10 protein-coding genes and 1 pseudogene are annotated in these 11,316 nt (G+C 70.9%); 5 read left to right on the top strand and 6 right to left on the bottom strand.

Annotation, left to right across the window (positions count from 1 at the left end; genetic code table 11):
* Nucleotides 1-376: alpha/beta hydrolase family protein (locus tag ACFQ36_RS16705; RefSeq protein WP_377015565.1), on the top strand; the 376-nt coding region annotated here is incomplete at its 5' end.
* Here ACFQ36_RS16705 and ACFQ36_RS16700 read toward each other — a convergent pair.
* Together ACFQ36_RS16700 and ACFQ36_RS16695 are read right to left on the bottom strand one after the other, a co-directional pair.
* Complete coding sequence (locus ACFQ36_RS16700; protein WP_377015563.1) at nucleotides 343-1,227, bottom strand: PaaX family transcriptional regulator C-terminal domain-containing protein; 885 nt, start codon at nucleotides 1,225-1,227, stop codon at nucleotides 343-345. The genes ACFQ36_RS16705 and ACFQ36_RS16700 overlap by 34 nt on opposite strands.
* 47 nt (nucleotides 1,228-1,274) lie before the next feature.
* On the bottom strand, nucleotides 1,275-1,520 hold the full coding sequence (locus tag ACFQ36_RS16695) for a hypothetical protein (protein ID WP_377015561.1): 246 nt from the start codon (nucleotides 1,518-1,520) through the stop codon (nucleotides 1,275-1,277).
* A 162-nt stretch (nucleotides 1,521-1,682) separates the two neighbouring features.
* On the opposite strand from ACFQ36_RS16695, the gene ACFQ36_RS16690 reads away from it, so the two are divergent.
* On the top strand, nucleotides 1,683-2,489 hold the full coding sequence (locus tag ACFQ36_RS16690; RefSeq protein ID WP_377015560.1) for an alpha/beta fold hydrolase: 807 nt from the start codon (nucleotides 1,683-1,685) through the stop codon (nucleotides 2,487-2,489).
* A gap of 25 nt (nucleotides 2,490-2,514) precedes the next feature.
* On the opposite strand, the gene ACFQ36_RS16685 is transcribed toward ACFQ36_RS16690, so the two are convergent.
* Genes ACFQ36_RS16685 through ACFQ36_RS16675 form a run of 3 tightly spaced genes read right to left on the bottom strand, consistent with a single transcriptional unit; the run spans nucleotide 2,515 to nucleotide 6,682 of the window.
* Complete coding sequence (locus ACFQ36_RS16685) at nucleotides 2,515-3,678, bottom strand: glucose-1-phosphate adenylyltransferase family protein (protein WP_377015558.1); 1,164 nt, start codon at nucleotides 3,676-3,678, stop codon at nucleotides 2,515-2,517.
* A gap of 41 nt (nucleotides 3,679-3,719) precedes the next feature.
* Nucleotides 3,720-4,994 carry a M20 family metallo-hydrolase gene (locus ACFQ36_RS16680; protein WP_377015556.1) on the bottom strand — a complete coding sequence of 425 codons (1,275 nt, stop codon included), beginning with the start codon at nucleotides 4,992-4,994 and terminating at the stop codon, nucleotides 3,720-3,722.
* Nucleotides 4,991-6,682: an amidohydrolase gene (locus tag ACFQ36_RS16675; protein WP_377015554.1), complete on the bottom strand. Its 1,692-nt coding sequence runs from the start codon at nucleotides 6,680-6,682 to the stop codon at nucleotides 4,991-4,993. The genes ACFQ36_RS16680 and ACFQ36_RS16675 overlap by 4 nt, the downstream gene beginning before the upstream one ends.
* 164 nt (nucleotides 6,683-6,846) lie before the next feature.
* Here ACFQ36_RS16675 and ACFQ36_RS16670 point away from each other — a divergent pair, with 164 nt between their 5' ends.
* From ACFQ36_RS16670 to ACFQ36_RS16660, 3 genes are all read left to right on the top strand, one after another.
* Complete coding sequence (locus ACFQ36_RS16670; protein ID WP_377015552.1) at nucleotides 6,847-8,046, top strand: helix-turn-helix domain-containing protein; 1,200 nt, start codon at nucleotides 6,847-6,849, stop codon at nucleotides 8,044-8,046.
* 207 nt (nucleotides 8,047-8,253) lie between these two features.
* Nucleotides 8,254-9,585, top strand: coding sequence for an MFS transporter (locus ACFQ36_RS16665; protein ID WP_377015550.1), 1,332 nt, complete (start codon nucleotides 8,254-8,256; stop codon nucleotides 9,583-9,585).
* 74 nt (nucleotides 9,586-9,659) lie between these two features.
* Complete coding sequence (locus ACFQ36_RS16660) at nucleotides 9,660-10,934, top strand: ArgE/DapE family deacylase (RefSeq protein WP_377015548.1); 1,275 nt, start codon at nucleotides 9,660-9,662, stop codon at nucleotides 10,932-10,934.
* 149 nt (nucleotides 10,935-11,083) lie between these two features.
* On the opposite strand, the pseudogene ACFQ36_RS16655 reads toward ACFQ36_RS16660, so the two are convergent.
* Nucleotides 11,084-11,316: pseudogene (locus ACFQ36_RS16655) on the bottom strand (pyridine nucleotide-disulfide oxidoreductase); the annotation flags it as partial.

Here is an 11,316-nt window from a genome sequence, read left to right as displayed (position 1 = left end):
CGCCCTGGCCCCGGTCACCGACGCCGCCCGCACCTGGCGCGAGGGCCTGGGCGAAGACGCCGCCGCGGAATTCTTCGGCCTCGCCCCGGAGCAGGCGCCCGCCGTGTACGACGCGGCCTCGCCGGTGCGGCAGCTGCCCCTCGGGGTTCCCGTCCTGGTGGTCCACGGCGCGGTGGATCAGCGGGTGCCGGTGGAGCATTCGCAGGACTTCGTCACCGGCGCCCGCCGGGCCGGGGACCGGGTGGATTTCCACTCCCCGCACGGCCTGGACCATCTGGCCGCGATTGATCCGTCCACCCGCAGCTGGGAGCTGGTGCGTCACTGGCTGGCAGGCGCCGGAGGTCAGGTCCGGCTGCGCAGCAGCTCTTCTGCATGAGCCGCGGCCGGGTCCCGCAGGATCCGGTGCAAGGCCAGGAACACCTGTTTGGCCCGGGGCGCCTTCCACTCCGGGGGAAGGTATTCCAGCGGCAGGTTGGGATCCCGGTAGGGAAACTTCCGCCACCGCGTCAGCATGGGCACATACGTGCCGAAGGCCAGCCGGCGCTCCGCGGACGGCAGCGGCCCGGCCGCTGCCCGCTGTTCCCAGTAGTCCGCGAGCTCCGCATAGCTGTCCAGGAACTCCGCGTACTGCTGGTCCAGCGAGGCCAGGTCCCACCACCTGGCCACCTGGGCCCGGATGTCCGATCCCTTGAGGTAGTCGCCGGAAAAATACTCGGCGTAGCCGTCCAGCCCGCGTTCGGCCAGGCGGTCCATCGCCTGGCCCATTACCGTGCTGGGCGCGATCGCCACGCCCGCGGCGACGAAGCCGAACCCGAGGCTGGTCAGCTCGGCCTTCAACTCGTAGCGGCGGTTGCGCTCGGTCTCGGGCACCGAGAAGACCACCAGCGACCAGGGGTCCTCCGGCCGCGAGCGCTGCGGTGCAAAGATCCGCTCGTCGTCGGCATTAAAGAGGTCCAGCACGTCCGGGGAGAGCGCGTAGCGCGCCACGCCGTCGTCCTTGACGCTGCGCAGGATGCCCTTGGACTTCAGCCGTGAAACCGTGGACCGCGCCGCCTGCCCGTCGATGCCCAGGTCCGCCAGCATCGCCACGAGCGCCGCGACGGGCAGCACGCCGCCGGCACCCCCGCCGTAGAGGCCGTAGAGGGTGACGATCAGCTGCTGGTGCAGCAGGCGCTGGGTGCGGGGCGGGGCCGGCGGCCAGCCCGATTCCAGTTGGGAGGGGGACACGGTCCCATCCTATGCAGGCCGGCGCGGCGCCTGCGGCAATGGCCGCCTTACGCTCGGTGCTTCCAGGTATCCCGCACGATGTCGCGCGCCTCGCGGTACAGTTTCCTCGCCTCGGGGCTGGCGGCGACACCGTAGAGCTTGGCCGCCGTCGTCCAGACCTGCCGCACCTTCTTGCGCAGCTCGGGATCCCTGGCCAGACGCGCCGCGGTGCCTTTCACGGCGGCAGCCTTCTGCCGGGTGGACGCCGTCGCCTTCCGCACAGGCGGTGCGGGCTTCGCCGGTTCTTCGCTCATGGGGCCCCTTGTTCCGGTCCGGTATCCCCATCGTACGCGTTGCCGCCATTATTGGCGGTGCACCGGGCCGCGGTGGCTGTTGCCATGGAAGAATCGCCTATGGACAGGCCGGATGGTCCCGGTGCTGCCCAACCCGCACCGCAGCACCGGAAAGGCCCGCCCATGCCCACTGCCACCATCAACGACGCCGCGATCGCCTACACCGACTCGAACCCGGACGCCGGTACCGGCAATGTGCTGCTGCTCCTGCACGGGCACGCCTTCGACCGCAGCATGTGGGACGGGCAGGTGCAGCGCTTCACCGCCGCGGGCTGGCGCGTCATCGCCCCGGACCTGCGCGGCTTCGGCGAATCCGAGGTCACCGCCGGCATTGTCTACACCGAGGAGTTTGCCGCGGACGCCGTCGGGCTGCTCGACCGGCTCGAGATCGACAGGGCCGTGGTGCTCGGCTACTCGATGGGCGGCCAGGTGGCCATGGAAATCCAGCACTCCCATCCGGAGCGGGTGCGCGCCCTGGTCATCGTGGACACGGTCCCGCAGGCCGAGGACACCGCGGGCAGGCGCCGCCGCCACACCACCGCGGACCGCCTCATTGCCGAAGGCATGCACGGCTACGCCGCCGATGTCCTGGGCGTCATGATTGCCGCATACAACGTGGAGAAGCTTCCCGAGGTCGCCGACAAGGTGCTGCAGATGATCCGCCGCTCCCCCGCCGCCGGCTCCGCCGCCGCGATGCGCGGCCGGGCGGAGCGCCGCGACTTCACGGACACGCTGCGCGCCGTGGAGGTACCGGCCCTGGTCATCGCCGGCGCGGACGACGCGTTCGACGGCGGCGCCGCCGCCCGCATGCACGAACTCATGCCGCACAGCACCCTCGCCACGATCGACGGCGCCGGCCACACCCCCAGCCTCGAGCAGCCCGAGGAGTTCAACCGCGCCCTCGGCTCGTTCCTGGCCGGACTGACCTGACGGCCGGCACCGCTGCCGGCCCGACTTACCGGCTGCCGTCCGGCTCCAGCTCCGTCCCGGCGGCAACGAACCTGTCGGCCGTCACCTGGCTGTCCTGCCCCAGGACGGTGAGCGCATCCTCGCCGCCCACCTGGGCATGTGGGCCAATAACGGCCCGGTCATCGGCAACCACGCGCACCAGTTCGGCCCCGGATTGCACGCGTACCCCGGCCAGCAGGACCGAGTCCCTCACCACCGCCCCCGGCTCGACGACGGCGCCGGGGCCCACGAGGCTGCGGACCACCGTGCCGCGCACGGTGGAACCGGCGGAGACCAGGCTGTCCTCGATCCGGGCCCCGGCAGCCACCGAGGCCGGCATGAGCCGGGGGCCGGCCGTCAGGATGGGCCAGCCGGCGTCCTGCAGGTTGAAGCCCGTCCCGTCCAGCAGCTGCATGTGCGCTTCCCAGTAGCTGGGCACCGTCCCAAGGTCCCGCCAGTACCCGTGGTGCCGGTGCTCGGCGACCGCGGCATGCTCCACCAGGTACGGGACCAGTTTGTCCCCGTAGTCCTTCAGCCCCTCCTCGCCGGCGAGGCGGTCCATCGTCTCGAGCAGGACCTCGGCATGGTAGAGGAACACCTCGGCGGCCACCAGGTCCGTCTTCGGCTTGTCCGGCTTGTACTCGAAGCCGGTCACCGTCCCGCCGCCGGCCTCGACGATGCTGTGGCGGGACAGATCCCCGCCGCCCTGCGTGGTCACCATGGTCAGGTCCGCACCGGCTGCGGCATGGGTGTCCAGCACGTCGCGGAAATCCATCCGGTACAGGTTGTCCGCGCTGAGCACCAGGACTAGGTCCGGGCCGAAGTCCCGGATCAGCCCCGCCTGCCGGTGCAGGGCATCCGCGTTGCCCTCCGAGAACCCTTCCCCGGCCGCTCCCTGGTACGGCGGCAGGATGCGCAGGCCGCCGTCGGTGCGGTCCAGGTCCCAGGGCCGGCCGTTGGCTATGTGGTCGTTGAGCGAAAACGGCAGGTACTGCTCCACCACCCACACGTCGGTGATCCCGCTGTGTGCCGCGTTGGACAGCGGAACGTCGATCATCCGGTAGTGCCCGCCGAACGGCAGCGAGGGCTTGGACCGCCGGTCGGTCAGTACCCCCATCCGGCCGCCCGGACCGCCCGCGAGGATGATTGCCAGGACCTTGGCTCGGCGCATGCGCCCAGCCTACCGGTGTATCCGTCCGGCGGCAGCAGGCCCTACCGCCCGGGGCGCTCCGGCTCCAGGCCGGCCAGGTCCCCGCGGACCAGCCGGCGCGCCACCTCGGTGAGCAGCTCCACGCCGCGCAGCGCGTCGTCGTCGCGGGTGTACTCGGCCTCGTTGTGCGAGATGCCGTCCACGCTGGGCACGAACAGCATGACCGTCGGCACCACGTCCTTCAGGTTCGTCGAATCGTGCCCGGCCACGGTCATGATCTCGGTGTGGCGGAACCCAAGCCGCTCGGCGCTGGCCCTGCCCAGCGCCACCCCCTCGGGCTGGTAGGCCACCAGCCCCCAGCGGTGCGTCAGCTCCAGGGCAATGTCGGTGCGGGAGCGTTCCTCCGCTGCGCCGATCCACTTGCCCAGCAGGTCCATGGCACGGGCCAGCACGTCCTCGTCCGGGGAGCGCAGATCCAGGTTCATGACCACCTGGCGGGCGATGGTCACCGGCGAGTTGGGCAGGACGTGCATCTCCGACACCGAGGTGTGCAGCAGGCCGGGTTCGAATTCCGCGGCCAGGTCCCGTGCGGCGGAGATGACCAGCGCCGCCCCGTAGAGGGCGTCCCGGCGGTCCTCCATCCGGGTGGAGCCGGTGTGCGACTGCGCGCCGTCGACGGTGACGCGGTACTTGCTGGCCGCCCAGGTGCGGTCCACGATGCCGACCTGGGTGCCGCCCTCCTCCAGGCTCCTGCCCTGCTCGATGTGGATTTCGGCGTAGCGGGCGACGTCGGCGAGCACCGGCGCACTGGCGTCCGGCCGGCGGTGGCCGGCCGCCAGGGCCTGGGCTACGGTCACCCCGGCAGGATCGGTGGTGGCCAGGGCGTCCCGCAGCGGCAGCTTCCCGGTGAAGACGGAACTGCCCATCATGCTGGGGGTGAAGCGGCTGCCCTCCTCGTTGAACCAGTTCACCACGGCCAGGTTGCAGACCGGCTCCAGTTCCCCGGCACGGGCTTCGGCGGCGACCCGGGCGGCCGCGTGCGCTGCGGCGAGCACGCCGTAGGCGCCGTCGAACCTGCCCGCCAGCGGCTGGGAGTCCAGGTGGGACCCAAGCAGCACGTACGGGGCCCCGGGGACCAGGTCGAGCGTGCCGAACTGGTTGCCCGCCTCGTCCAGGCTCTCGGCAAAGCCGTGCCGGGCGAGCCAGTCCCCGAACCACTTCCGGGTGGCGTGGTCGGCGGGCGTGCCGGCCTGCCGGTCCACGCCGCCGCCGGGGGTCGCGCCGAAGCCGGACATGGCCGCGAAGTCTTCGAGGAACCCGGTGTTGGTAGTGCTCATTCGCTGTCCTTTCCCATGGATGCCGCCGCCAGTCCTGCCTGGGCCCGTGCCGGGAAGTTTTCCGCACCGAAGCGGATCTCGCCCCCGACCATGGTGGCCAGGACCTGCGTGGCCGAAATGCGTGCAGGCTCGACGGCGGTGGGGTCCTGGTCCAGGAACACCAGATCCGCCAGGTATCCGGGGGCGAGGCGCCCCTTGGTGTCCGCGGTGCCCGTGGCGGCCGCCGAGCCGGTGGTGTAGGCGGCCAGGGCCTGGGCCGCGGTGATCCTCTCGTCCGGGCCGTAGACCGCCCCGGAGGGGGTCAGGCGCTGCACGAAGGACTGCATGACGTCCAGCGGCCGGCCGTTGGATACGGGCCGGTCCGAACTGCCGGGCAGGACCGCGCCGCGCTCCAGCAGGCTCCTGGCCGGATAGGACCAGGAGGTGCGCTTGGGGCCGAGCAGGCGGGCCATGCCGTCGCCGAATTCGGTGATGAAGTGCGGCTGCGGCACCAGCACGATGCCGGCCGCGGCGATCCGGTCCAGCTGTTCCGGGCGGACCACGCCGCCGTGTTCGATCCGGTTGGGCAGCGCGGCGGGCCCGTAGGTTTCCTGGGCCTCGGTGATGATGTCGATGGCGTGGTCGACGGCATGGTCGCCGATTGCGTGCATCGCGATTGCCCAGCCGGCCCGGTAGGCCTGAAGCGCCGAGGCGCGCAGCGTCTCCGCGTCCATCTGCAGGTAGCCGTGGTTGTGGGGGCAGCCGACGTATTCCTCGGTCACGTAGGCGGTGCTGCCCAGCAGCGATCCGTCGCTGAAGATCTTGACCGAGCCGAGCCGAAGCCAGTCATCCCCCAGGCCGGAGCGGATGCCGGCGTCCAGGCCCCGGGATTCGGGGTCGCTGGCGTGGCCGGGCACCCGGTGGAGGGCGTCCAGCACCATCATCGGCTGCATCCGGACGCTGAGCAGGCCCTTGTCGCGTGCGTTCTGGTAGGCGGCGAACTCGCGCGGCGAGTAGCCGATCCAGCCGCCGGCAATGCCGGCGTCGGTCACGCTGGTGATTCCTTCGGACAAGTAGTGCGTGGTCGCCAAATCCAGCGCCCGCTCGATGGTCTCCAGCGGGTACGGCAGCATGAGGTCCTGGACCAGCCGCATGGCGTTCTCCTCCAGCAGCCCCGTGGGCCGGCCGGTCTCGTCCGCGGCGACGACTCCGCCGTCAATCGGCGCGGCGAGGTCGGCGCGTTCGGCCACCCGGGCCAGGGCGGCGCCGTTGAGGGTGCAGGCATGCCCGGAGGAATGCTTGATCCACACCGGACGGCCGCCGGCGGCGGCGTCCAGGCGGTCCCGGTCCGGCTGCTGCCCGCCAAGCAGCAGCGGGCTGAAGCCCGAGGCGATGACCCACTCGTCCGCGGCAAGCGGCGCCGCCGCTTCGGCGACGACCCGGTAGACGTCCTCCAGGCTCCGCACCGCGCCCAGGTTCGCCTCCATCAGCCCCAGCCCGAACCACACACTGTGCGCGTGCACATCGTTGAAGCCGGGCACCACGGCGGCCCCGGCGGCGTCGATGGTCCGGGCCGCGCGGCGGGCAAGGTCCGCGTCCGGGTCCACGGCGAGCACCTTGCCGCCGTGGATGAGCAGGCTGCCGGCCTCGGGGTGCGCAGGGTCCTGGGTGAGTATACGGGCGTTGCGGATCAACAAGTCGGCAAACATAAATCCTCTTAGATCAAAGGTCTCCCGGCGCCGGGAGGTAAGGTCCGCCGCTTTGGGGGGAGCGGCGCCCTCGCAGACCATTCAACTCTGGAATAATGGCGCTTTCAATCGACAAAAGCCGCCGTTTTGGGGTGCATATTTTGGCATTTGCATAAAATGGGATTATGACCGCAGAGCACGGCGACGCCATCTACCCCATGCCCGCCCCTGCCCGGGACTTCCGGCTGGGACCGTCGTCCGAGCCCGAGTGGACGCGGCTGATCGAGCGGCTGTGGAAGGAGCGGGACCTGCTGGTCAGGGACTTCCTGCAGCGCTTTTCCGCCGTTTCATACGGCGGGGCGCCGGTGCCGCGGGAGGACGTGTACCGGACGGCCGTGGACACCATGGACATGTTCCTCTTCCAGCTCGCCGGCCTGGACCTGCCGCCCGACCTGCGCACGCTCCCCCGCGACGTGGCGGTACGCCGCGCCCGGCAGGGCGTGCCCCTGGATGCCTTCCTCGAGGCGGTCCGCAATGACTTCCGGGTGCTCTGGAAGGGGCTGGAGCGGGTGGCCCGGGACAACGGCATCAGCGTCCTGGTCGCCAACATGGACCGCGTGCTGGACAGCGTCGAAGGCTACATCAGCAACATCCAGCAGGCCTTCGCCGAAGAGGAGGCCCTGCTGGCGCGCAACAAGCAGCTGTACCGGCAGCGCCTGCTCTCCCGGCTCTTCCGCGCCGAATCCGAGGATCCGGAGGAGGTCAGGGACATTGCCGCCGCCCTCGGAGTCCAGGCCGCGGACACCTTCGAAGTGCTCGCGGCCGTCGGCGACGGCGCGGCCCAGGCCCAGCGCCAGTATGAATCCGACCGCCGCACATACGTGTACGAAGCCGGTGACGCCGTGTACCTCTTCCGCCCCGAACGCAAGGGACGCACCTGGCGGGAGGAGGCCCCCGGCTTCCCCGCCGGCTATCTGGACGCGGTGCAGGGACTGGCAGCCGTCCCTGCCGCGGCATCCGCTGCGCTGGTGCTGGCGGCCCGCCGGCACGCCGGGCTGGCCACCGTGGAGGAGAGCTGGATGGGGATTGCCGGCGAACTGCTCGAGGAGAAGCTGCCGGGCTTTGCCGCCCCGGCCCGGGCCGCCCTGGATAAGTGCACGCCGCATGAACGCCAGCGCCTGCTGCAGGTGGCCCGCAGCTATGCCCGGACCGGATCGATCAAGGAAACCTCCGAAGAGCTGTACTGCCACCGCAACACCGTGGTCAACCGGCTGCACAGCCTGCAGGAGGTCATCGGGCTCGACCTGACGGTGCCGGCGGAAGCCGCCCGCGCGCTCGTCGCCCTCAGCCTTTATGACGGCTTAGGGGACCAACCCCACGGCTAGATTGTGGATTTGCCCAAACTTATGCCGAAAACCCGGTGAATATTGTCATTGTTTGGGGCATTGCCACCCGCCTATTCTCGGATAGACACTTCCATCTGCCCGTGCGTCCCGCCAGCGCCTTCTCCCAGCCGCGCTGGTCAGGCCCCCGCCTCCGGACCGCCAGGGGATCCGCGATGCAGACCTCTCCCAGTTCGAAAGGCCCCTCCAGTGACCACGTCGCCAGCACTTCCCGGCGCCAAGAGCGCCCCGCCGGTCATCTCCGGCAAGGACGCAGGCAAGATCGCCCGCGCCGCCTTTGTCGGGACGGCGCTCGAATGGTACGACTACTACCTCTTCGGCACCGCCGCGGCCCTGGTCTTCAACCGGCTCTTCTTCACGGAACTGAACCCCACCGCGGCCCTGCTGGCCTCCTTCGCCACCTTCGGCGTCGGCTTCGCCGCCCGGCCGATCGGTGCCGTCCTCTTCGGCTTCATCGGCGACCGCTACGGACGCCGGCCGGCGCTGCTGACCACGATCGTGATGATCGGCATCGCCACCGGCCTGATCGGCCTGCTGCCGGACTTCGGCAGCATCGGCCTGGCCGCCCCGGTCCTGCTCGCCGTGCTGCGCCTGGTCCAGGGCCTGGCCGTCGGCGGCGAATGGGGCGGCGCGGTGACCATGGCCGTCGAGCACGCCCCGGCCGAAAAGCGCGGCCGGTACGCCGCCATGGTCCAGATCGGCTCGCCCGTGGCCACCCTGCTCGCCTCCACCGCGTTCACGCTGGTGCTGCTCTTCCCCTCCGAGGCCTTCGACGCCTGGGGCTGGCGCATCCCGTTCCTGCTGGCCTTCCCGATGCTGCTCATCGCGCTCTGGATCCGCCTGAAGGTCGAGGAGTCGCCGATCTTCAAGGACCTGCTGGCCCAGGAGGAAACCGCCAAGGTGCCGGCGCTGGACGTCTTCCGCCACGCCGGCGGCCGCCTGGTGGTCGCCGTGCTCGCCGCCCTGCTCGGCGTCGGCGGCTTCTACATGATCACCACGTTCGCGGTCAGCTACGGCTCCAACACCCTCGGGGTGGACCGCAATGTCATGGTCAATGCCACGCTGATCGCCGCCGTCGCCCAGATCGTCGTCACCATCCTGATGGGCCGGCTGGCCGAAAAGGTCGGCCCGGGCAAGGTCACCATGTGGGGCGGCATCGTCACCGCCGTCCTGGCCTTCCCGATGTTCGCCATGATCGACACGAAGTCCCCGCTGCTGATCACCTTGGCGATCACCCTGGGCATCATGCTCATCGCCGTCGCGTACGCGGTCAACGGCGCCCTGCTGACCGAACTCTTCCCGCCGAAGCTGCGCTACTCCGGCGTGGCCCTGGGCTACAACATCGCCGGGGCCACCAGCGGCTTCATGCCGATGGTCGCCACCGCCATGCTCGGGGTCTCCGGCAACCAGTCCTGGGGTGCGGCGCTGATCCTGGCCATCATCGCGCTGCTGACCGCCGTCGGCGGGTTCCTCGGCCAGCGCCTGCGGGTCCAGGACAAGCAGCTGGTCGCGAACGCCTAGCCATTGACACCCAGCCATTGACCTGGGGGAGCCGTCCGGCGGACGGCTCCCCCGCGCCTTTCCCGGAGGAGAACATGCCCACTGAAGAACAGACCCGCCGCATCCTCGACGCCGTCGACGCCGCCTTCGACGCCCAGCTCGCCTTCACCCAGGATTTGGTCAGGCACCCGTCCCTGCGCACCCGCGAAGGCAGCGCGCAGGACCTGCTGTATGCGGCCATGGCCGGACGCGGACTGGAAATGGACCGCTGGGAGCTGGATCCGGCCGAGCTCGCCACGCACGAGGGCTTCGGCCCCGTGACCGTCCCGTACGCGGACATGACCAACGTGGTGGGCACCTACCGCCCGGCCGCGGAACGGGGCCGGTCCCTGATCCTCAACGGCCACGTCGACGTCGTCCCCGAGGGCCCGGCCGAGGCCTGGTCCCGCTCGCCCTGGGACGCCCCGATCATCGACGGCTGGCTGTACGGCCGCGGCGCCGGCGACATGAAGGCCGGGCTGGCGGCCAACCTGTTCGCGTTCGACGCCGTCCGCGCCGCCGGGTTCGACCCGGCCGGGCGCATCCACTTCCAGTCCGTGGTCGAGGAGGAATGCACCGGCAACGGTTCGCTGGCCGCGCTGCTGCGCGGCTACCGGGCCGACGCCGTGATCATCCCCGAGCCCGAGGAGGACATGCTGGTCCGCGCCAATGTGGGCGTGCTCTGGTTCAAGGTCAGGGTCACCGGCAGCCCCACGCACGTGCGGGAAATGGGATCCGGCTTCAATGCGATCGACGCCGCCTACACGGCCATGGCGGCGCTGCGCGAGGTGGAAGCGAAGTGGAACGCGGACCGGGCATCCCACCGCTACTTCGAGGACCTGGACCATCCGATCAACTTCAACTTCGGCCGGATCGCGGGCGGGGACTGGCCCTCGAGCGTGCCGGCCTGGTGCGAGTTCGACGTGCGCGCGGCGATCTACCCGGGCACCACCGCCGAGGCGGCCTGGGCCGAGCTGCAGGAGTGCCTGGCCGGGCTGGGCCGCGGCGAGGCCCCGATCCACGCCGAGGCCACCCGCACCGGCTTCTTCGCCGAGGGCTACGTGCTGGAGCCGGGCAGCGCGGCCGAGGCCCTGCTCGAACGCACGCACGGGCAGGTGTTCGGCCGCGACCTGGAAAGCTTCACCACCCCCGGCTACCTCGACGGGCGGGTCTTCGCCCTCTACGCGGACACCCCGGCACTGGTGTACGGCCCGGTCTCGGAGGCGATCCACGGGTTCGACGAACGCGTCTCGGTGGAGTCGGTGCGCCGGATCACCAAGAGCATCGCGCTGTTCATTGCCGGCTGGTGCGGGATCGAGGAACGGGCCTAGGCCTGCGCGTTCCCTGCCCGCGTGGACGGTTCCCCCGGTATCCGTCCCATCCGCGCTTCCGCGCGGGCCCGGATGGCGCCTGCGCAGCGGTGCAGCCGCCGGGTGCGTGGTCCGGCCCGCGGACCACGCACCCGGGGCGGGAAGACCGTCTAGAGCACCGAGCCTGCCTGCAGGGCCGCGGCTCCGGCAGGCCTGGAGACAGCGACCATGTGCTCGCGCGGGACCACCTTGATGCGTTCGCGCACCACCGGGCCGCGGGAGGTCTCCACGGTGCCGGCGGCCTCGCCCAGCTCCTTCTCGTGGGCGTCCAGCTTCAGCCAGCCCTCCCAGGTGGTGTACTGCACGCCGCGCCCGTCCAGCAGCGCGAGGATGGCGTCCTCCT

Source organism: Arthrobacter sp. GCM10027362 (genome assembly GCF_042679445.1).
GTDB lineage: Bacteria > Actinomycetota > Actinomycetes > Actinomycetales > Micrococcaceae > Crystallibacter.
This window is presented reverse-complemented; position numbering and strand designations above follow the sequence as displayed.

What these genes read in the sequence shown, in the direction of transcription:
- ACFQ36_RS16695 (WP_377015561.1), bottom strand. Translation starts at nt 1,520, where the DNA reads ATGAGCGAAGAACCGGCGAAGCCCGCACCGCCTGTGCGGAAGGCGACG.
- ACFQ36_RS16690 (WP_377015560.1), top strand. Translation starts at nt 1,683, where the DNA reads ATGCCCACTGCCACCATCAACGACGCCGCGATCGCCTACACCGACTCG.
- ACFQ36_RS16685 (WP_377015558.1), bottom strand. Translation starts at nt 3,678, where the DNA reads ATGCGCCGAGCCAAGGTCCTGGCAATCATCCTCGCGGGCGGTCCGGGC.
- ACFQ36_RS16680 (WP_377015556.1), bottom strand. Translation starts at nt 4,994, where the DNA reads ATGAGCACTACCAACACCGGGTTCCTCGAAGACTTCGCGGCCATGTCC.
- ACFQ36_RS16675 (WP_377015554.1), bottom strand. Translation starts at nt 6,682, where the DNA reads ATGTTTGCCGACTTGTTGATCCGCAACGCCCGTATACTCACCCAGGAC.
- ACFQ36_RS16670 (WP_377015552.1), top strand. Translation starts at nt 6,847, where the DNA reads ATGACCGCAGAGCACGGCGACGCCATCTACCCCATGCCCGCCCCTGCC.
- ACFQ36_RS16660 (WP_377015548.1), top strand. Translation starts at nt 9,660, where the DNA reads ATGCCCACTGAAGAACAGACCCGCCGCATCCTCGACGCCGTCGACGCC.